The sequence below is a fragment of the Paenibacillus sp. 11B genome (genome assembly GCF_030487755.1).
In the GTDB taxonomy this organism is placed as follows: Bacteria; Bacillota; Bacilli; order Paenibacillales; family Paenibacillaceae; genus Paenibacillus; species Paenibacillus vandeheii.
In genome coordinates, this window is the sequence record NZ_JAUKNS010000001.1 from 175,423 (window position 1) to 196,656 (window position 21,234).

Below are 21,234 nucleotides of genomic sequence, written 5' to 3' on the forward strand. Positions count from 1 at the left end.
GCCCCCCTTCTACTCTTTCATACCGGAAGTTGCCATCGTCTGCATGACACTGCTCTGGGAGATGATAAACAGCGTGATTGGCACGATCATAAGCAGCAGTGCCACTGCAGCACCGACACCTGCTCGGGCAATCCCCCCCTGGATAATCTGACTAAGCGCATAATGCAGCGTTTTCAGATTTTCACTGTAAATGAAGCTTCCGCCGTCTGTTCCCCATAGGGCCGGAAATTGTAAAATCATAAGCGTCAGCCAGGCTGGCTTCACGTTAGGCATCACGATGCTCCAAAATATACGATATTCATTTGCCCCGTCGATTTTGGCGGCCTCCAGCAGCGCATCGGGGATCTGTTCCATAAACTGCTTCATCAGGAAGAGCCCAAGGGAAAATGCGAGAGAAGGCACAATGATGGATGCATGTGTGTTGATCCATCCAAGCCAGGACATCACCATGTAGTTTGGAATCGCCGTGACGTGTGGTGAGAACATCAGCGACAGGATGACGATGGTAAACAGCACATTCGAGCCGGGAAACCGATATTTAGCCAGCGGGTATGCCGCCGCGGAGGCCAACAGGATATGGCCCGCCGTTCCGAGCAGCGTAATCAACAGTGTATTGGCAATATACCGGGATAAAGGAACCCAGGAATTACCCATCAGATTGATCAGATCCGAGAAATTTTCCATCGTCGGATTGTTTACCCAAAAGCGTGGCGGAAATATAAACAGCTCATCAAGCGGTTTGAAGGCATTGTTAACCGTGTAGATCAGCGGCAATACCATGAATGACCCGAACAGCGCCAGCAGCGCAAACAGCATCAGGCTGACGGAAAATGACCGGTTGAGTCTTCTCGGCATGCCAAAAACGGCACGTACCTTGCTGGTCATTGTCATTCACCTATCTTTCTCAGCATTTTTTGCGTCAGTATGTTCGTTCCCAGCATCAGGGCGAACAAAACAGTTGCGATCGCGGACGCATAGCCCATCTCAAACCGAATGGTGCCGAAGTCCATCAAGTGGGTTACAACGGTATGCGCTGCATAGTTAACGCTCGGAAAACCGGCCAGTGCGATGGAGATTTCGGCCACAGCGAACGAGGCTGTAATTTGCATGACCGCCCCAAACATGAGCTGTGGTCTCATCGAAGGCAGCGTAATATACCAAAGCTCCTGCCAACGGTTTTTGATACCGTCCACCGTACCCGCTTCGACCAGAGAACGGTCAATCGTTTGCAGACCCGCAATGAAAGCCAGGAAGCTCGTGCCGAGACTGAGCCACAACTGTACGAGGATGACAATTGCCAGCACGTACTTCTCATTCGAAAGCCACTGGATCGGTTCCAGAATAACGCCAAGGCGCATGAGAAAGCCGTTCATATACCCATAGCTGTCTCCGGAGAACACGATTAACCAGATGAAAAAAACGTTTCCTGAAATGGAAGGCGCATAGAATACCAGTGTCATGACTGCACGGATCTTCGGGGACAGCTCATTGATAATCCATGCAAATAAAAAGCAGGCAATATAGCTGACAGGCCCCGTAATAACGGCAAACAGCAGCGTATTTTTAAGCGCAATCAAAAAAACATCGTCATTCAGAAACAGGCGCGAGTAATTTTGCCAGCCAATAAATCGAGGGAGCTCCAGCATATTGAAGTGGAAAAAACTGAGTCCCAGCGAGATACCTACCGGAATGACAGTAAACATGAAAAAGATCAGCATAAACGGTGCCATTAGAACGTAATAGTGTCTGCTTTGATACAAATCCCGTTTCATAAGGGACCACCGACTGTCCTGTCTTGCGTGAATGGCAGGAGCAGTCGATGCCTTGGTGGTTTCTGCGTGCAACCGTTACCCTCCCTTCCTCTACTTCAGATTGAATTCCTTTCGCTTGAGTTCGATCTCATCGTTGATATACAGAACATAGTCTGACAAGGCCTCGCGCGGGTTCTCATTCGCGTTGACCACTTTGCGGAACGCGTTGTCCAGGTGTCGGCCTGTAAAATATCCACCGGGAACTTGTGGAATGCCTTGCACCCACTCCCATTGCTTCTCCAGGTTTTGGTAATCCTTAACAGGCCAAGGCAGCTGCTCCAGTGCTTCGATATTGGCGGTCGGATAACGAGCCGCAGCGCCCATCAGGCCTTCCATTTCCCTGCCGTATTCAATCTGGGTCTGCTTGTCAGTCCACCATTTCATGAACATCCAGGCAGCATCCTTGTTTTTGGCATTTTCCAGCATCATGACCGCACTTGTGGCACTTGCCACCTCATGCCTTACGGACCCGTCTTCCAGCTCCGTGCCAGGTACGATTGTAAAATCCCACAGATTGCGAATTTCCGGCGCCATGACGGTTAGCATGTTGTAGGTTGTGTAGTCCGCAATTCCAATTGGCATCTCTCCGGTGCGGAAGCGGTTGGGAAAATCGGCTTTAAGCGGGAATTTGTAATTGGTATAGAATTGGGTCCACCGCTTGAACGCATCCATGGAAATCTCTGAATTCAGCTCACTTGCCTTCTGATCTTCCGCGTAAAATTCGCCATTGTTCTGATAAAGCAACATAGCAAACGTTGCGTTCGGTATCATGTTGGCATTGTTCGTCGCATCCTCGATAGGCAGGTAAAACTCCATATTATGTTTTTGCAATACCGAGATGGCATTATAAACGTCCTGCCATGTTTGAGGTGGCTCCAGACCAAGTTCATTCAAAATATCTTTCCGATAAAACAGCATTGGAAAATGCTGCTGCTCCGGCAGGGCATACACGCCGTTGTTGAATCGGTACGGCGTCAGTCCACTCTCGCGGAACCTCTCCGCAACCTTATCAAAGTCCAGGAAGCCGCTCAGATCAGCCGCCGCATTCCGCATGGCGTAATTGACGGGAATATCTTCGCCCATCTGCATGGCTACATCCGGCCCTTCTCCAGCGAGTGTAGCAGGCAGCAAAATATTGGGCGGAACGAGACGCAGCTGGACTGAAATATCAGTTTCAGGAGTAAAGGAATCATCAATCAGGCTTTTCAAAACCTGAGCCTGGTCGCGTCCGGTAGTAATCCACACGGTAATGGAATTCGTAGTCTGCTTCATATTGCCAATACTGTCGTAATCCTCTGTATAGGAAGCGACGTAGGCTCCCACTTCGTGCTTCATCTGCTGTAAAAGGTTAGCCTCAGCATTGGGCAGCTCATGATTAGGCGAGGACACCAGCAGATAATCCAGTGCTATAGGCTGTTCACGGACAGACAAAATCCATGTTCCCAGCCCGCCCACATTGATCTTGAAGGTATCCAGACGTTTCGGAACCGTCTCCGGCCTTGCCGCCATATCCTCCAGTTGAACAACCATGGCGTGTAATACGGCTACCTTGTCACTCTGTTCACCAGTTGCCTTCTCCAAATAATCCGCAACAGAACGGAGAATGTCAGCCTGCCGCTTGAATACTTCCGTCATCTCAGGAATGCGCTGCTCCAACTGATAATCCCTGAGCGGATCAGGCTTGTTGGATGTAATCATCAAAATTTTGCGATACATTTCATTTAGCTCCAGCACGCTGGATTCCACCGTTCGCAGTAGTGGGGCAATATCCCCCAGCGTAACGGTCATTCGCAAACGGTGCGTTCCTTTTTTCAAGTGAAACAGATAAGGTTCACTTTCACTTGTGCCCAGCACCCGCGTCTGCCAATCAGGGCTGTAGTTGAAGCGAATACGCTCCATTTCCTTGAATGGAACTTTACCGTCGATCATCAGACTCCGTGTGGCATACACGCCGCGAAGCTGATCCTGCTTCACTTTGAGTGCAATTTGGTACAGGCCATCAGCCGGTACATCCACATCCCATTCGATCCATTCCCCAGGAAGCTTCCAGTTGAGGCCTCCAATGGCGTTGATACGGATCTTTGAGACGTCATATGGTTCAAGAGACGGGCTTGAGCGATCCGAGATGGGAGCTAGGGTTGGTGAGGATTTGCTCACTGCCTGTTCTCCCTGCAGCTTGAGCATGACGGGCTCAGCCGGCTTCAAGCCCGCCGATTCATAAGCAGCCTGAAGCTCTTCGTAAGCAGGGATACTCTCTTCCTGATATAGCTCGATATAATCGATCGCCATACTTTCGCGCAGCGAGGTTAGCGACAGCTGCTGGTTGCCCTTTTCAAAATAAAACTGATAGGGCTCTTCGAAATAACCTGCGCTGTCCTTGAAGGAGGCAAGCTGCCAAGCTGGTGTTTCGACCTGCCGGGGTCTGAGATCATTACCGCGATCGTCCCTTCGTATCGTGTCCTCGCGATTCCCCCATACCCGGTCAAAAAGCAGCACATCCGCTCCTCTGAAAGGAACCTCTCCATTCAGCTCCAGCTTCCGTTCAATCGCGGAGCTTTTGCCTGCCACTGGATAATAATGAATGCGTAGTTGGTATAAACCACTGGCCTGCACAGGAACATTCCAACTAATGGTGCCAGACTCAGGTGTGACTACCGCCTTTCCGTCCAGCCCTGCGTAGCCATCAATAACCTCAAACTCCCCGTCCGCAGCCTGCAGGAAAGCTTCCCCTTCAATTCGTATAATCTGATCAGGTGTATCTGTGTTTGAGAGAGTGGAGATGTAGTGCTCATAGCTGCGGGAATCAGCTGTACCCGACACCGCTTCAAAGTCCTCGTACGCCTGTGCAATGCCCGGACCGCGATCTCGCGTAGGGTACAGACTCAATAAGGAGAAGATCATGGCAAAGGCGAGCAGCACAATTAGTCCCTTTTTCTTTCGTGACCGCATGTTCCCATATGTCCCCCTTTTATTTCAGCATTTTGCATCCATTGGATGTAGCAAATGACTCATTTGTATACCTCACTGATGGCTGCCTGGAAGGGTGCTTTATATTTTTCGATAACGGTGGAAACGGAAACACCATCGACCAGCTCACCGTTAAAATCCCAGAACGGCAGAGATGGGAACGTATTATGGTCCAGCACCAGCATGCCCTCGGCAACCGTTTTTGCATTTTCAATATCGGCTTCGTCCGTCAGGTGAGTCTCCAGGGTAGACTGACTAGGGTAATCGTAGATGGAGTCAATCTCGTTGATTTTTTCCCAGATGTACATCAGTTGTTCCGGATTTTCGACAGCTTTCGGAATGGTAAGTGCCTGATATTGCGATTCACCGGAGTGGTAGGCGGTCGCACTTGGTCCTTTCGGGAACGGAAGGAAGCCGATATCATAATCCTGCATATCTGTCTTAATTCCTTCAATCTCGTACATGGCGCCGGAATACATCAACGTATTGCCTTGCCGAAAGAAGGTAGCCGGTTCGGTCCAGTCGCCGCCTTCCGAAGCTCTTCCCACTTTCTCCGTAGCCATTCTGGACACGAATTTCAGCGCTTCTTTTGTTTTTGGATCATCCAGGTTTTGCTTGTCACCCTTGGTCAGCGAGGCCTCGTTGGAGTACAGCACAGGTTCAAGCAGCCCTCTTTGTGCCAAACCCCAGGTATCGAGTTTGCCATCGTTATTGCGATCCTTGTTCGCCTTTTTGGCAACTTCAATGAACGTATCCCAGCTCCATTGATCTTCGTCCACGTATTCCTGTAACGGCTTCATACCCAGTTCCTGCATGAGTGTGCGATTATAGAAAATACCGCTTATGAATGAAGATTGGTCCTCTGTGAAGCCATATCCCCGACCTTCATACTGCATGTATTGGTTCGTTGTTTTCTGGTTAAACACTTTATCGTTTTTGGTATACTCATCCACTGGCCATAACAAATCTTGCTTGGTGAGTGCGGGGATAGCGTAGCTTTTGCCCAGCCGTACAATATCACCAAGCGGTTCTCCTGCCATCAGGGAGGCTACGACCTTTTCCTGGTACTCACCAAAATCAATTGAAATATATTCGATGTCAAAGTTATGCTTTTTCTTCAGCGCCTCCAGGTTCTCGATTCGCTGAATGTTGTCCGGATTGCTATCGGTCATTTCCATATCCCACCAGGCAACGACCTTGATCGTTCTTCCCCCCATGTCAAAATCCATTTCTGGTGTAGAGTTCTCATTCTTTGGTTCTGTTTCATTTGCAGCCTGCTCCTCCTGCGGTGCCTTCGTTTCCGGCTCTGTCTGAGCGCTGGAGCCAGAGCTGCAAGCACTCAGCAACAGCATGACTGCAAGGACCAGACTCATCAGCATGAACATGTTTTTTCTCATTGTTGTCCCCCCTGAATGTGGTTTTTCGGTTTGCCATCAAAGTGTAGCCTTCGAATGAAAGCGCAAACAACCTGTGAAAATAAAGGTATTTACCCGGTCAAACTATAGGTTTGGGCCATTCGAATCCAAATTGAAGCATTTTCCTATGTAATTGGTAAATAAATGCTCCCTCAGCAAACAAATGCACATTGTATGCGCTTTCTTTGTTTCTCATAATGGAATTAATGGAATGTAGACATCTGTCATTCAGCTCTCGATGTGCTGTGGGATTCGGTTTATAACAATTGAAAGCGAGGGATTGCTCATGCATAACATTCTGCTTGTGGATTTCAGTCGTTACGTGTTCGGGGAATTGCACCAGCTGCTGCGTCGCAGCAACTCCGATTATGCCATAGGAGAACGAGTTGTTTGCACCCGTACCGCGTTATCGGCATTGTCCGAGCAGCAATTTGCTGTGGTGCTCGTAAGTACCGGAGGATATGCGGCTGCAGGTTTATGGGTTTGTCACTATATTCGAAAAATAAGCCAGATTCCGATTCTTATTATGGGAGGCAATGATCAGTTCCAGCTTGTCCGCAAAGCTTTAGCTTATCAAGTAAGTGATTATCTGCCTGGAAGACTCAACGCATCTGCGCTCCTCCATAGTCTTGACAGGCTCCAGACCAAGCTGGAACCTGAACAACCCAAGCGGAATCTGTACTCCTTAAGGTCGATCATTCAGCTTGAGGGTAAACAGGTGCATTCCGCCCAGGTCATCCAGATGATCAAAGCTTATGTCCTCGATCATCTCAGCAGTGACATCACGTTGAAGAAAATTTCCGATATGGTTCATTTTAACTACGCATACCTTGGACAGAAATTTAAAATGGAAGAGAAAATCTCCTTCAATGATTACCTGCTTCAGCAGCGAATGGAAAAAGCCAAACTACTGCTGACGACCACCGATTTGCGGATCTATGAAATTTCAGTGGAGATAGGATATATGGATACGGACTGGTTTTATAAAAAATTCAGGGCATACGCAGGCGTAAGTCCCAATGCTTATCGAAAACAAAAAGCATTCACTGCTTAGTTTAGAAGCACTTCAGTATCCGTTAAGGCAAAAGAGAAGCAAGGCCATAGGGCACTCGCTCCTGCAGCCTTGCTTCTCTTCATTTTCGCTTTAACGAACCAATAGAGATTCTCTGAATTCCTGAGGTGTCATACCTGTCGCCTTTTTGAAAAAACGAGTGAATGAATGGGCTGACTCATACCCGACCTGCAGTGCAACCTCCCGAACCATCAGATCGGCATTTCGAAGCAGCTCTTTTGCCCGCCTGATTCTCAGCTCGTCAATGAATTCGGAGAGGTTGATTCCCATTTCCTGCTTGAAGAAACGGGACAGATACGATGGATTGAAATGATAAAGCTCGGCCAATCTTACAAGCGAAAGATCTTCTTCCAGATGCTCCGTGACGTAAGTGCACAGGGAATGAATCACGGCATTTGCCCGTTCCTGTTCATTCGAGCTCTTGAAGCGCACCAATTGGTCGGCTGCCTGATACAGAAACTGCACCGCATCCTTCATGCAAGTATACTCGTGGAGATGTAAAAGCCTGCGCTGATCGGGTATATCCTGATGCAGACCCCATCGATTGATGGTCGAATACAGATGAAGCGCCAGATTATAGTAGGTTTCCATGGCCCTCTCCATAGTCACATCCTCATGAATCAGTTCATTGGCCAAAGCCTCAAACACTTCGTAAAATTGCTGGATTTTCCCTGTCTCCAAATACCCTGACATCACTTCGATTCGGTTGCTGATACGTGTAAACTCCCTCTGTCCCTGATTCGGAAGCACCTCATCGTAATCCCGAAGTACCATGGATATGCCATCGCCAATTTTCATCCAGTGCAGTTGCCTCAACCTCTCGTATTGCCGGGGAATTTCGGACCAGTGACAGCTTTTCCCAGCCAATGCAAAGACCACGGATATGTCAAGTGAAGTCATGCATGCCTCCTGCACCCATTCCAATGTACCCTCCAGATACCGAACAAGGGAACTGTCTGGTTCCAATTCCAACTGCTTAGGCTGAATAAGCCACACCATATCCCCATAATGGTCCAGCACGCTACTAGGAATAGTCTGCTCCTCCATTACAGCAGAACCGATCATTCGGGCAGATTTCTGAAGCTGAGCGCGTTCCGAATGGGAGAGCTTCTCCCTGTAAGTCATTCGGCCAAGCACAACATAAACGGGAGAAGAAGCACGCAGTCCAATGCCCCATTGATCCAACTGATTCTGGATGTCGATCTCAGAACCTGCATATGCAGTCCCGTTCTGCAATAGATTTCGCAGATACTCCTCCTGCTGTAACACTGCCAGCTGACAGGTAACCTCGTATGTTTTCTCCAGCAGCTTGTGCATGTGCTGACTCTGTCGAATCTCTTCCACTACTTCTCCCACCACAGCCAAAATCTTGTCGTACCCTTCCGTTTTGAGCAAATAACGGACATTTTGCATCTGAAAAGCCTGGTAAGCATAGTTAAAGTCGCTGTAACCCGTTAGGAAAATAACACGACAATGCGCCCAATAAGCCTGAACCTGCTCTGTTAGCTCAAGACCGTTCATGCCAGGCATGCGAATGTCAGTTAACACGATATCAATTCTTGAGCGTTCCATCCAGGCTAATGCCTCACTCGCTGAGTAAGCTCTGCATACGTCAAGGCAATCAGGCATATATCTTGCAAAGGTTTCATAAAGAGCGTCCGTAATAATTTCCTCATCATCCACAATCAAAAGTCGATACATCCGTCTTCCCTTCCTTCCAAATGAATTCGGATTGTGACCTTTAACCCCGACAGTTCACTTCTCGTCAAAAACAGGCCGCTTTTTTCCCCATATGTCAGTACCAGACGTCGATGAATATTCATCATACCCGTCATTTCATGCGAGTCACTTTTTTCAAGCAAACTGTGTTGAAGTGCTTCAATATGATGATCCTCCAATTCATGGCCATTGTCTTCCACACTAATCTCTGCGACATTATCCTTGATGCCAAACCGCACTCGCAGCATACCCTGATCGGTCATTTTTTCCAGACTGTGCTCATACGCATTCTCGATAATGGGCTGTATGATCAATCGGGGAACACAAATGCGCTCCATCGCCGCGGGCATATCACCGAAGTCTGCCTGTATGCGTCTGGAAAACCGCAGCTTCTGAATTTCGGTATAAATACGTGAATGAGCTGCCTCCTCTTCCAGCCTGACCTGATCAGTTTCGTTACGGGTAATAAATCTGAAATATTCGCCAAGCATGTGGGTGAATTGTTCAATGCGCTCCGTATCCCCTGTTCTTGCAAGTGAATTGAGAATAAAAAAGCTGTTATATAAAAAATGGGGATTAATCTGGGACTGGAGCTGCTTCAATTCGGCACGCTGCATCATCATTGTTTTTTTGAAATCCCGATCAATTAGCAGCTGAAGCCTTTCAAGCATCTGATTAAATCGACTATACAGGAAGCCAAACTCATCCTTTTGCTTATGCACAATGGGGATGTCCAGTACCCCGGTCTCCATTTTCTTAAATCTCTTCACGAGCAGAAGCAGAGGAATGTGGATGAGCCTATAGCCTGAATAGAGAAAGGCCGTTATTGCCACAAACGATGTCATTGCAAACAGCCATGCCCAGTGGTAGAACTTGCTTAGTGGTCTTTTCACACTCTTTTCCGGCAAATACATCGCTACAGACAAACCCAGTGATTCCAACCGGCTCTGACTGACATAATAGCGTGTGCCATCCACCTTTACCTGAAATGCACCATGGTCACCTTTAATGATGTGATCCCGATAAGCCTGAAGAATAAAATCACGCTGCGAAAGGTCTGTAATGATATGGCCCGTTTGCTCTTCCATCAGAAACGAACCGCTGTCAGGATACAGGTTAAGCTGGGTCAGTGCATTTTGAAATTGTTCCGTATCTAGCTCGACCTGCACTACAAATAGCGGAGCCTCTCCTTTTTTACCGCTCAACCTTACGGCACTCAGGTTCATTTCATCCTTTTTCACCACAAAACGATTTCCTTTTCCCTGCACACCTGAACTGAAATAGTTATAGGAATCACTGTTGTAATCATCAATCCCATGAGTGGCGGAAATGCTTTTACCAATCGTGCGAATATGCACATGAACATTTTTGATGTAAACACTGCTATTCTTGAACGTGGCAAGCCGTTCGGACAGATAATGGAGTGTATCTCGGCGATCCACCTGATCCATCATCTCCCATAGAATGGCAAGCCTGTTGAGCTTCCTGTCTTCCACAATGTCAAACTGCTGCAGCTCCATCCATTCCATTTCCCGATTCAACTCATCGAGATAACCGACAAGCCGCCTTTCTGTTGACGACGATATCTCCTGTCTGGCATTGTCATAACTCCAGTTGTACAAATATATTCCCAGCAGAATTAATGGAAGAACAAAAATCAGATAAGTCACGATCAGCCGGGCGAAGATGCTGCTGCGCCAGGATTGGGCCGGGAATTTAATCAATTGATCCCCTCCAGCATTTGAGATGCTTTCGGGGTTACATGCGCCCTAGAGAAACGATTCATTGCTCCAGTGCCGTTTTTGAAATAAACCACGCATTAACCTCCGTTGTGATCTGATCTCCGCCTAATTTTCGCCAATCCTTCACAAACTGATCGAACTCTTCAATGGGTCTGCCAAGAATAATATTCAGGTAGGCTTCAAGCTGGAGATCATTCAGTATCATCTGCCGGTCGACCATCGTTTCGGTAATGCCACCCGTGAATTGATCGTACAGAAGCTGTCTATTCCTTTCATAACCATCCGCTATGCTGAACGCTCCAGACGGTCCATAGGTCTGATTCCAGCCCCAACCGCTTTCCACGCCCTCCTTGATATAAGCTTCAATTCTCTTCTGAATTGCCGATGCTTCCTCCTGAAGTACGGACAGATCTCCGGAACGGCTTGCTTCCTGAATTTGGCGATAGGCATCCAGATTTTTGGTTCCCGGAAAAGGAGTGACCGGCGAGAGCATCCACACTGCCTTGGAATCGTCATTGTAGTATGTTTCGTACTGAGCCTGCTCGCCCCAGTTCGTCTCCAAATGCAGATTCATGAGCTTCATAATGACCTCAGGATGAGGATAGTCTTTTCTAACGGCGAAGTACTGCCAGGTATTGGTGCGAAGGGGTACCTTGGCCAATCTGCCGGATGCTGCTGTGATGGGAAAAGCCTGCCATTCGGCTTTTGGATCGTTCTCCCGACTTGACTGGATCATAAAAGGAGTCCATTGTTCGCCATAAAGCAGGCCGATTTTTCCGTTCTGGATCAGGCGTGCTTCATTTGTTCCTTTTTTATAGCTGAAATCGGGGTCAATCTGGCCCTCCAGGTACATGTTTTGCAAAACTTGCAGCGCTTTGCGAACTTCGGGCTGTATGCCTCCGTATACCAGCTTGCCATCCGCACCCTTAATCCAAATATTCGGATATGCGTCATACCCGGCCATCAGGCCGGCAGTTCCCATGACCGGGTCCCACAAATGATTCGTTAGGGCAAGTCCATACGTATCCCGTTGACCGTTACCGTCGGGATCTCTCTCTGTAAACGCTCTCGAAATTTCAAGCACGTCTTCCATTGTTACAGGCGGATGAAGTTGCAGGCGTTCAAGCCAATCCGTTCTGATCCACAAGTACTGGGCTGTTTCGATGGAGGATGCCGTTTCAGGTATCGCCATCAGTTTGCCATCAATGGTTGCCGCTTCAAACGGACCATTTCCTTCTGCCTCCAATATGCTCTTCGTTAACGGAGAGGCATAGGTTTGGTATACATCGGACAGATCCTGAATCAATCCTGCATTGCTCAACTGTCTTAGCTGATACGGATTTACTCTTACGATGTCAGGAATACGACCGGCAGCAAGGGAGACACCCAGCTTCTGCCCGAATACATCTCCTTTGGCGATCCAATCATAGTGCAGCTGAATCCCCAGCTTCTGTTCGTACAGTCGGGTCCAGCGATTGTCCAACAACGTCTCCCCGGGAAGCTCGCTGATCATTTGATCCAGATCGTCACCTGCTTCTCTGACAAAAGAGACTTGCACCGGAGAGCTGTATTCCCCAAAGTTCGGATGGTTGTCTGCTGCCTGCACCTTCATCTCCACCATATCTTGTTCCGAATATCCGCGAGTATGCCCTGTTGGTATACATGCGCTGAGCAGTAGAATCACGATTAATTTTGTTTTGGTTAACACAGTGATGCGCATATGATTCACCCCGATTCGGTTGAAAATATTATGAAAGAAGCCGCCGATTGGGCGACTCCTTTCCATACTCTACGCTACGAATCCATTCAAACAATCCTGTTCAATCTATTCAATCCTGTTCATCCGTGAGCATCACCTGATATTTAAAATTCGAAAAATTAGCTGTCCCCCCGATCATTTTCGTTGAATATAAGAACAATCCGATCCGGCAGCCCATAAAGTGATCCAATTTATAAAACATTTTGTGGGTGATCCCAAGCGGCTTCCACCTCGCTCCCTCCAGATAAAAGAATGAACACTCGTCCTGATTGTCCACGAAATTCCCGATGGCCTTAAGCGTAACCACTGATTCTTCTATCGGTATTCTCGCATATTCGGTAGCTGGCTCTGCATCAACCAGATTACCAAAAATGGATGCATCTTCACTGGTTCTTGCCAGCATGACCAGGTAAAACTGTCCTTCATTTTTCGTGAGCGCGATCATACCATAGGTGCCAATCAGAAAACACAAGCCTGCGTAATCGCCGTCCTTCAGTCTGCTTCCATCCAGTGTAACGATCATTTCACAGGCGGGACCCATTGCACGCTGCGTCAGTGTATTAACGGCAAACGTCAGGTTTGGACGAATATCCCCGGATTGCATGCGATAAACTCCCGGTTTGTCGGTAACAGACCAGAGGTCATCGTTGGGGGTATGGTTCCATTGCCAAAAATCGTTCAGGCGTACCCTTCCGTCTTCGTCCGGTTCATAATAAAAAGAGTCGCTCCCAACCAGGGGTTTATATGTATAATCCGGTCTCGTGCTCGGGATCAGGATTGGATTCGGGGCTTGCTTGGCAAACACCGGAATATCATTTTCGAAATGCAGCGGAACCAGAACAGGAATGCGTCCGATGGCACCATGATCCTGGAAAAGCATGGCATACCAGTCACCATCCGGTGTATCCACGATTCCTCCCTGGGCTACCCCAGCATTAAAATAACCCATATCATCATTAAATACTTCACCGCCAATAAACTCACTCTCCAGCGAATCGGCCATATAGTACGCCTGCGTTCTTCTCCCCAAAGCTTTGGAAATATGGATTAAAAACACATAATATTTCCCGTTGATTTTGTAGAAATGGGCACCTTCATAGCCGAGGAAATAAGGCTGTCTGTCTTTAACAATCATGCGCTGTACTCCGCCGGGTTCGGGCCCGGACAGATCAGAGCTTAGCTCTGTCAAATAAATCTCGGCATTACCATGAACCAGGTAGATTCGACTATCGTCATCGAAAAACAAAGAGCAATCATGATAAAAGCCTTCAACATTATGCTTCTTCCAGGGACCGGATATGGATTTGGCAGTGTACAGGTAAGTCTTATAGGTATCATTGGCAACAAAAATGACGTAGAACGTGTCCTGGTGATGTCGAAGCGAGGCAGCCCACATGCCTTTGCCGTATATCTGTTTGCCTTCCTCCAAACACTGGGCAGGTGTATCATCCAGTCTATCGTACACATAAGCAGCGGTTTCCCAATGGACCAAGTCATAGGAGCGCAGAATGACACAGCCTGGCATCATGTGCATTGTTGTACTGACCATATAATAGGTGTCATCAACACGAATCACATCCAGATCCGGATAATCAGCCCAAATAATCGGGTTAGCATACATCATGTTCTTTCTCCCCTTTTATTGATCATTTCAAAGACTTAACCAACGATTTCGATCCTTAGCAATTCGTTTGTTAATTAATGATTTTCCAACGGTTTTCCCTTAAAATTATAAAATAGAAGTGCATCACAAAGAATGATATATGCTACCGCAAAATTGATCTATTCTAAGATTGGAGAATGATATGAATACGATTTTCTATGTCGGTTACGATGCCGCTCACCCGGGAGACTTCATTTATGACATACCGGATGGGCATGATTTCTGGCTCCTCATTCTCACACAGACTCCGGCGGAATTCTGGGTGAATGGCGAGATAAAAGCGTATCCTGCCAATTGTGCCGTCCTTTATCCTCCTCATCAGAAAATCATGTATCGTGCGTGCTCGGATCAATACATAAATGATTGGGTACGATTTCTCTCGGATGAATCGTATGTACTGGAGACTGCTCTTCCGCTGGGCACACCCATCCCTCTTCCGGACCCCGGCTATTGTCATCAATTATTTCAATTGCTGGCTACCGAAAATTTTCTTTCGTGTGATTACCGTGAGCTCTCTATTGATTATTTGTTTCGAATTATGTTTAACAAGCTTCTCGAAGCCTCTCAGACCGCCGTTAACACGCCGCATTATCAGGATCTTCTAGATCTTCGCAAGAGCATTAACCATAATCCGGGCCAAGAATGGAGCGTTACTGTCATGGCTGATTGTGTTCATCTTAGTCCAGGCTATCTGCAATCGTTATACAAAACTACATTTGGCATCTCATGTATGGAAGATGTAATCCAATCCAGAATTCGCCTTGCCAAAGAAAGACTTATCCATGGTCAATCCAGAATCTCAGACATCAGTGAGCTTTGTGGTTATCGGAATGTGGAGCATTTCTCCAGGCAATTCAGGCAAATGGTCGGTTGTACACCACGTGCTTATCGTAAGTCCATCACTTCTCCATCATAATACACTTGCAAAATTCACCATTTGGCAACAAAATTACTGCGCAGGGGCTCTTCTCCGGCGCAGTAGGGACATGCTAAGGTTTACCTGTTTCAAATTTCCATTGTCTGATGCTGATGTCCGGCTTTCCGCTCTCACTTCCATGAACTACAAAATATAAATCATGAACACCCTGGGCATCTGAAACGGAGGTCGTATAATCCAGCCACGGATGGTTTACATCGGATCCCTCGACGAGAAGCTGTCCGATGAATTGTCCGTCAGGTTGATCCAGACGAAGTTCGATCACCCCATCACCCCCGCCATTGGATATCGTTGCTGAAAAGCTTGCTGCCCCTTCATGACCAAAATCAACCTTCGATAAAGCGATCCAGCTGCCACTTCCCATATTTGCTGTAATTACAACTTCCGATTCAGTGGAAGATACAGAGTCATGCAAGTTTAATTTCTCGGTCTTCACTCCTGCACTCCATCCCATGGTCGCCGCAGTTACTCCCTCATAAGGATAGAAGAATTTCACCTGATCAACCCCCTGAACATCTGCGCATACCTCATGAATGTGCCCATCAACCGTGTCGAAGTTAATTCGATTCAGATGTGTGGAACGATAGCCTTCGGGAGCATCCATGGCTTGGGATAACGTCTGTGCGTGATAGGCAATGTACCAGTAATCCGCAAATTGAAATATGGCATGATGATTGTTACCGCCAACACCAAAGAAGTGCCCCGGATTTTTGAGAATGCATCCTCTGTACGTCCAGGGTCCCATCGGCTGGCTGCTTGTCATATAAGCAATCTCTCCTGGCGGAGGACTGCTCTCTGGTCGGTCACCCTCATAGAAGTTTGAGCAGTACGTAAAGTAGTAGGTATTGTTAAATTTATGTATGCCTGCATCCTCAAACATGTATGGTGCAGGAATAACCTTGGCACGGCCTATTACACTGGTCATATCCTCTCCCAATCGCATCACTCTTGCCGTGTCGGGCCTCTGTGCTTTTCCTTCCGGAATTCCACCCCCGAAATAGATATAAGCCCTGTGATCTTCATCTACCAGCACTGCCGGATCGAACAGCCATGTCACCTCTTCAACTCCTGGAGTCTCCCTCGTGATAAGAGCTTCTCCGATCGGATCTGTCCAGGGTCCGACCGGAGTGGGGGCAGTTAATACCCCAATGCCGCTTGCATTGTTAGCGAAATATAGGAAAAACCGATCCTTTCCCTCGATTATCTGATGCGCAGCTGCAGGCGCCCAGGATTGGGTGGCCCATGGTGCTGCACCTTGTGGTCCGGCAACCAGAACCTCACCATGATCCGTCCAGTTGAGCAAATCGTCTGAAGAGATGATGGTTATGCGGTTGATTGATTTGTAGCTGTTTTTCTGGAGAAGACCCTCCATATCATACTCCAGCGTATCACTTGTCATATACATATAGACACGATTACGGAATACCAGACCGTAGGGATCGGCTCCAAATTTGTGGGCAATCAGCGGATTTCCGTTCTGAGGTGTTTTTCCAATCGCTGATTGGATACTTGACGTTAAGGCAACTTGTGGTCGCAATTCCGTTTGTTCACTGGCATTTGAAGAAGAATTGAATTTCATGGGCAGGTTCCCTCCATTTCAAATATTTTGGATATTCCATGATCACGCTAAGCTGTCCCCAATTCTGAATATGGTATACTAAAAAAAGAAAACGTTTGCAATAATAAGCACGCCATGATAGGATGATTACATTTTAAGGTAAACCAACCAATTTTTCATTGCGTGTAACGGTCTATTTATTGCGTGAAAGGATGAGGTGCCTTGTGAATGGTTCCTATTTGTATGATCCCATCCTACCTGAACTCTTATATCTGCACCGGGTGACAACCTATCCATTGGAAAGCTCTTATCATCGACATGATGCCTATGAGGTGTACCTTTTCCTTCGTGGTAACGTCAATTTTTATATCGAAAATCACTGCTACCATTTGGAACCCGGTGATTTGCTTGTCATTTCTCCAGAGGAAATGCACCGCTCTTATATTATGGATGATTCCGAATACGAACGAATTACGATCAATCTCCAAAAAACGTATCTCCGGAGAATGTCTACTCCGTCAACCAGTCTATCCGCTTGTTTTGATTATCGTCCTAAGGGCAAAGGTAATATCGTTCATCTGGAACAGGAGCAGTTGAAACAGATTCTTCGATTGGCTGCCGAACTGGAGAATTTGCTGGCTTCAGATGCGTATGGAACGGATGTTAAAATCAATGCAGTCGTTGCACAGCTCATGGTTGCAATAAACGATTCGTATCATGAAACAACATCCATTCCAACTGATATCATGCCCGAACTGGTATGTAAAACAATGGACTATATCGAAGAACATCTAGCCCAGGAGATCACGCTTAGCAAACTTGCAGAGATGTTTTATATCAACAGCACACATATTAGTCGCCAATTCAAAAAACATACGGGACTGACCCTACGCTCATACATTTTGGGTCGTCGTATTGAATTGGCAAAATACTGCTTGTCTGACGGTTTGAGCATAACGGAAGCTTGCTTTCAGTCCGGTTTCAGGGATTATGCGAACTTCATTCGCAGTTTTACCCGAATTGTTGGCATGTCTCCCGGCAAGTTTGTGAAACAGGAGCGAAACAATACAGACTACAGTTACCATAAGATTCCCCAGTGAAAAACCGATCCAGTACCGTTTATCGCAAAATACAAAATTATAGTTAATCGAGATTTTCGAGTTAACTCCGCATTGGAACCTGCCTCATTTTTCGATGCCTGGGTTAAGGAATCTGTTACGATTGAATCACAAAACAAAGAAACCACGATACCGAGTTCGGTACCGTGGTTTCCTTTTTATACTATTGGATTTGTTTCATGTAATCTTTGAATTCCTGTGCGATTTCTTTGTATTTCATATCCGTCTTAATACAATGTATTGTTTCACTTCATTTTTACGATTACTTTCCCTTTGGCTCTTCCCTTTTCAGCGTATTCTATCGCCTTTTGAGTGTCTTCAAACGAAAATATTTTATCAATAACAGGTTTGATTTTCCCTGATTCAATCAGTTCAGAAATAATCTCTAATTGTTTGCCGCTAGGCTTCATGAACAAGAAATTATATTTCACATTATGCTTTTCCTCTAATTTTGTAAGCTTACGAGAGATCAATCGAAAAATAGTGGTTTTGATAAAGCCAGCTCCGTACGCTTTTCCAAAGCGTGCATTGGGCCAGCCTGTCACCGAGACAATTTGTCCCCCCGGCTTGACGATCTTAAAGGCTTTTTCTAAAGTCTCCCCCCCAATAGTATCGTATACGCCATCATAATGATGCAGCACCTGATCAAATTCCTCTTTTCTGTAATTGATGATCTGATCGGCTCCAAGCGACTGGACCAAGGCAATTCCCGCTTCACTTGTCGTTGTTGCAACGTATATCCCCATTGCTTTGGCGAGTTGGATCGCAAAGGTTCCCACGCCGCCAGAACCAGCTTGGATCAATACCTTCTGCCCAGCCGAAAGTTGTAATACATCATGTAATGCCTGAAATGAGGTAAGTCCAACTAATGGTATGGACGCTGCTTCTTCAAAGGAGAGATTTTTAGGCTTTAGGGCTATATCGTCCTCATGTACGGATATAAATTCAGCAAAGGTTCCGATTCGGCTCTTTCTTGGTCGGCCGTAAATCTCATCTCCCTGCTTAAATTGGTTAACCTTCTTTCCAACTTGTACAATCACTCCTGAAAAATCATATTTTTCATATCCCCTAATTTTGTTCTAAGATCTATAAAATAATAATTTTTGGACCCTTCACCGACAATCGATTATCACTGTACTTATGGAGACAACGTGTATAAAAGGAATGCGTGTAGGCGAGATTGCAGAAAAAACTCATTTATCACGCCCCGCAGTGTCCCATCATCTTAGAATTTTAAGAGAAGCTGAGATCATTATGATGAGGCAGTTATTCAAGTTCAAAATACACCTCATTTGTTTTGTTATACATTCAAATAGGTGAAGCATTTTATTGTGAGTATGTCATGAGTTATCGTGCTTGACAACGATGAGAAAGAAAATGGAGATCACAAGGAAAAATTTAACATTTACATTCGGGGTCAGAGGACCGATTGAATCTTTCTTTTTAATTCGAGTCTGCTAGAGGTATCCATCCTGTTAGCACCGCCCCACCCTCAGGGTGATTGCTTACAGCAAGTTCTCCCCCGTGCTGCTTCATCATACGTTGTGAGATTGTTAATCCTAATCCACTCCCCCCAGTTGCACGACTCCGTGAGGCTTCGCCACGATAGAGGGGTTCAAAAACACGTTCCAGTTCTTCTGAAGAGAAACCAGACCCGGAATCGTGTATCGTAAACTTAATTTTCTTTCCGTCGTTGCAGCATTGAACGGTTATTTTGCCACCTGAGGGCGTGTATCTAACGGCATTTTCCAACACATTGTTCATTGCGCGCTCTAGTACATGCGAATCTCCGTTAATGAAACAACCTTCTGCTAAATGGGCTAAGATAGAAATATGTTTTTGCTCAGCCTGAGGACTCAAACTCTCAATTGACTTTCGGAGGATTTGCGATAAATCCAAAGTTTTGGTGTTAAGTTCACTTTCCAAGTACTCCATTTTTGTAAAAGTGAACAGGTCCTCCACCAATCGATCCAATTGGGCGGATTTCTCTTTGCATACGGCTATATATCGGGTTATTTTCTCTGGTGACTGCGCTACTCCTTGCTCCAATCCGTCCAAATACCCCCGCAAGGCAAATAATGGTGTACGTAAATCATGCGCGACGGCAGCGATGACAAATCTTCGTTCTTCCTCCAGCTCGACTTGTTTCCTGTAGGATTCCTCAAGCCCTTTCACCATAACCTCGAATCCATCGCGAACTTCGGCGATTTCCGTGATTCTGGAATCAGGCAAATGCACTTCCCACTGCCCTGACGCCATTTGCCTAGCTGCACTGCTCATTTTCTCCAGGGGCTTAAGAAGGAACCTCCTCATTTCAACTCCAACCACAAAGAAAGCAAGCAGCAGTCCGAAAAAGGCCGCAATCAGCGGAACTCCATTGGATTTAGGCAGATATAGCACAACCCTCCCCAGGAGTTGTCCGTCTTCAATGACAGAGAATTGTTCAGTCGACGCTAATGAACTGTGGCGCTTTGAACTGGAACGATAAATTTCCGAATGGGTCGCAGATTCAATGACCACGTCCATCTTTGCTCTACTCAACTCGGTGTACAACAGATGTTGCCAGCTTGGATCGGTCCAATGATCTGTACCCACTTCTATCGTGTGAATCACCTTACTGAGATGTCTTTGCAATGTTTCATTTTGCTGTTGGCTTTTAGAGATATGAAATGTTTGTGTGTACATAAAGTGAGCCGTGACAAAAAAGAGCCACGGCAACGTCAGCAAGACGAATAAGCAAAGCAATGTGAATGTACGAATGCGAAGTTTTCTCATGTTATGCTCCCTCAAATCGGTATCCGACTCCCCATACGTTGACCAGGAATTGTGGATCGTTTGGATCGGTTTCAATTTTTTCGCGAAGCCGGCTCAGATGGACTCGTATAGTATGCCTGTCACCCACACCATCCCAAAACTTTGCAAGCAATTGCTCATAGGTAAAAACATGTCGCGGATGTTCCGCAAATAATCGGAATAACTCATATTCCTTAGGCGTAAGCTCGACTTTTATCCCTTCGATCAGGACTTCTCTTGCAGACAGATTCAAGCGGATGCGTCCGTAATCCAAGACTTTCCCCTGCACGGGCTGTCTGGAAGCGGTGCGCCGCAAAACAGCTTTCACTCGGGCCACAATTTCACCAGGCGAAGCCGTTTTGACGATATAATCATCGCCGCCGAGCGTCAGCCCCCGAATCTTATCCACATCATCACTGCGTGCACTCAAAAAAAGGATTGGAACATCACTTTCCCCTCGAATCCGGCGACATAATTCAAATCCGCCTTGTCCAGGCATCATGATGTCGAGAACAATGCAATCAATGGAGTTTTGTTGAAGTATGGTCCATGCTTGTTCCGCATCACAAGCCGTTTTAACGTGAAATTGGTCATTCTCCAGAAAATCTCTTAACAGCTCGACGATACTCAAATCATCATCTACAACAAGTATCGTATGATATTTACTCATGCTTATCCCA

At 46.6% G+C, this 21,234-nt stretch carries 14 protein-coding genes and 2 pseudogenes; 4 read left to right on the forward strand and 12 right to left on the reverse strand.

Annotated elements, in window-relative coordinates; all coding sequences use genetic code 11:
* Positions 1–9: 9 nt before the first annotated feature.
* The 4 genes from Q0V21_RS00720 to Q0V21_RS00735 are packed head-to-tail and all read right to left on the reverse strand — an operon-like array spanning position 10 to position 6,175.
* The gene (locus Q0V21_RS00720) at positions 10–885 is read right to left on the reverse strand and encodes a carbohydrate ABC transporter permease (protein WP_024633348.1); all 876 of its coding nucleotides are present in this window, start codon (positions 883–885) and stop codon (positions 10–12) included.
* A gap of 2 nt (positions 886–887) precedes the next feature.
* Positions 888–1,805, reverse strand: coding sequence for a carbohydrate ABC transporter permease (locus Q0V21_RS00725; RefSeq protein WP_443146386.1), 918 nt, complete (start codon positions 1,803–1,805; stop codon positions 888–890).
* A gap of 57 nt (positions 1,806–1,862) precedes the next feature.
* Positions 1,863–4,760: an extracellular solute-binding protein gene (locus Q0V21_RS00730; RefSeq protein ID WP_301877112.1), complete on the reverse strand. Its 2,898-nt coding sequence runs from the start codon at positions 4,758–4,760 to the stop codon at positions 1,863–1,865.
* A 59-nt stretch (positions 4,761–4,819) separates the two neighbouring features.
* Complete coding sequence (locus tag Q0V21_RS00735; protein ID WP_079349034.1) at positions 4,820–6,175, reverse strand: extracellular solute-binding protein; 1,356 nt, start codon at positions 6,173–6,175, stop codon at positions 4,820–4,822.
* 304 nt (positions 6,176–6,479) lie between these two features.
* Between Q0V21_RS00735 and Q0V21_RS00740 the strand changes: the two genes are divergently transcribed.
* Positions 6,480–7,247, forward strand: coding sequence for a helix-turn-helix domain-containing protein (locus tag Q0V21_RS00740; RefSeq protein WP_301877115.1), 768 nt, complete (start codon positions 6,480–6,482; stop codon positions 7,245–7,247).
* Positions 7,248–7,337: 90 nt separating this feature from the next.
* Here Q0V21_RS00740 and Q0V21_RS00745 read toward each other — a convergent pair whose 3' ends face one another.
* From Q0V21_RS00745 to Q0V21_RS00760, 4 genes are all read right to left on the reverse strand, one after another.
* Positions 7,338–8,966 carry a response regulator gene (locus Q0V21_RS00745; protein ID WP_301877116.1) on the reverse strand — a complete coding sequence of 543 codons (1,629 nt, stop codon included), beginning with the start codon at positions 8,964–8,966 and terminating at the stop codon, positions 7,338–7,340.
* Entirely contained in the window at positions 8,951–10,708 is a 1,758-nt protein-coding gene (locus tag Q0V21_RS00750; RefSeq protein WP_301877117.1) for a sensor histidine kinase, read from the reverse strand. Before Q0V21_RS00750 ends, Q0V21_RS00745 begins: the two co-directional genes overlap by 16 nt.
* Before the next feature lie 58 nt (positions 10,709–10,766).
* Positions 10,767–12,446 (reverse strand): extracellular solute-binding protein, encoded by a 1,680-nt coding sequence (locus Q0V21_RS00755; protein WP_301877118.1) that lies wholly within the window; start codon positions 12,444–12,446, stop codon positions 10,767–10,769.
* A gap of 109 nt (positions 12,447–12,555) precedes the next feature.
* Positions 12,556–14,109 (reverse strand): glycoside hydrolase family 43 protein, encoded by a 1,554-nt coding sequence (locus Q0V21_RS00760; protein ID WP_301877119.1) that lies wholly within the window; start codon positions 14,107–14,109, stop codon positions 12,556–12,558.
* Between the two features lie 181 nt (positions 14,110–14,290).
* On the opposite strand from Q0V21_RS00760, the gene Q0V21_RS00765 reads away from it, so the two are divergent.
* A complete protein-coding gene (locus tag Q0V21_RS00765) occupies positions 14,291–15,064 on the forward strand; it encodes a helix-turn-helix transcriptional regulator (RefSeq protein WP_079349039.1) in 774 nt (257 codons plus the stop codon).
* A gap of 73 nt (positions 15,065–15,137) precedes the next feature.
* Here Q0V21_RS00765 and Q0V21_RS00770 read toward each other — a convergent pair whose 3' ends face one another.
* Positions 15,138–16,664, reverse strand: a complete 1,527-nt coding sequence (locus Q0V21_RS00770) for a glycoside hydrolase family 43 protein (RefSeq protein ID WP_301877120.1) — start codon at positions 16,662–16,664, stop codon at positions 15,138–15,140.
* 203 nt (positions 16,665–16,867) lie between these two features.
* Here Q0V21_RS00770 and Q0V21_RS00775 point away from each other — a divergent pair, with 203 nt between their 5' ends.
* Positions 16,868–17,743 carry an AraC family transcriptional regulator gene (locus Q0V21_RS00775; protein WP_024633337.1) on the forward strand — a complete coding sequence of 292 codons (876 nt, stop codon included), beginning with the start codon at positions 16,868–16,870 and terminating at the stop codon, positions 17,741–17,743.
* Between the two features lie 263 nt (positions 17,744–18,006).
* On the opposite strand, the pseudogene Q0V21_RS00780 reads toward Q0V21_RS00775, so the two are convergent.
* Positions 18,007–18,813 (reverse strand): annotated as a pseudogene (locus Q0V21_RS00780) (NADP-dependent oxidoreductase); the annotation flags it as partial.
* 64 nt (positions 18,814–18,877) lie between these two features.
* Between Q0V21_RS00780 and Q0V21_RS00785 the strand changes: the two are divergent.
* A pseudogene (locus tag Q0V21_RS00785) lies at positions 18,878–19,027 on the forward strand (ArsR/SmtB family transcription factor); the annotation flags it as partial.
* A gap of 177 nt (positions 19,028–19,204) precedes the next feature.
* Here the strand turns inward: Q0V21_RS00785 and Q0V21_RS00790 are convergent.
* Together Q0V21_RS00790 and Q0V21_RS00795 are read right to left on the reverse strand one after the other, a co-directional pair.
* Positions 19,205–20,536 carry a sensor histidine kinase gene (locus Q0V21_RS00790; protein ID WP_301877123.1) on the reverse strand — a complete coding sequence of 444 codons (1,332 nt, stop codon included), beginning with the start codon at positions 20,534–20,536 and terminating at the stop codon, positions 19,205–19,207.
* A 1-nt stretch (position 20,537) separates the two neighbouring features.
* Positions 20,538–21,224: a response regulator transcription factor gene (locus Q0V21_RS00795; protein ID WP_079349042.1), complete on the reverse strand. Its 687-nt coding sequence runs from the start codon at positions 21,222–21,224 to the stop codon at positions 20,538–20,540.
* Positions 21,225–21,234: the final 10 nt, after the last annotated feature.

Bases quoted from the DNA above. Each gene is read 5' to 3' on its own strand.
- Q0V21_RS00735 (WP_079349034.1), bottom strand. From the start codon at position 6,175: ATGAGAAAAAACATGTTCATGCTGATGAGTCTGGTCCTTGCAGTCATG.
- Q0V21_RS00770 (WP_301877120.1), bottom strand. From the start codon at position 16,664: ATGAAATTCAATTCTTCTTCAAATGCCAGTGAACAAACGGAATTGCGA.
- Q0V21_RS00790 (WP_301877123.1), bottom strand. From the start codon at position 20,536: ATGAGAAAACTTCGCATTCGTACATTCACATTGCTTTGCTTATTCGTC.
- Q0V21_RS00795 (WP_079349042.1), bottom strand. From the start codon at position 21,224: ATGAGTAAATATCATACGATACTTGTTGTAGATGATGATTTGAGTATC.
- Q0V21_RS00765 (WP_079349039.1), top strand. From the start codon at position 14,291: ATGAATACGATTTTCTATGTCGGTTACGATGCCGCTCACCCGGGAGAC.
- Q0V21_RS00745 (WP_301877116.1), bottom strand. From the start codon at position 8,966: ATGTATCGACTTTTGATTGTGGATGATGAGGAAATTATTACGGACGCT.
- Q0V21_RS00720 (WP_024633348.1), bottom strand. From the start codon at position 885: ATGACCAGCAAGGTACGTGCCGTTTTTGGCATGCCGAGAAGACTCAAC.
- Q0V21_RS00730 (WP_301877112.1), bottom strand. From the start codon at position 4,760: ATGCGGTCACGAAAGAAAAAGGGACTAATTGTGCTGCTCGCCTTTGCC.
- Q0V21_RS00755 (WP_301877118.1), bottom strand. From the start codon at position 12,446: ATGCGCATCACTGTGTTAACCAAAACAAAATTAATCGTGATTCTACTG.
- Q0V21_RS00740 (WP_301877115.1), top strand. From the start codon at position 6,480: ATGCATAACATTCTGCTTGTGGATTTCAGTCGTTACGTGTTCGGGGAA.
- Q0V21_RS00760 (WP_301877119.1), bottom strand. From the start codon at position 14,109: ATGATGTATGCTAACCCGATTATTTGGGCTGATTATCCGGATCTGGAT.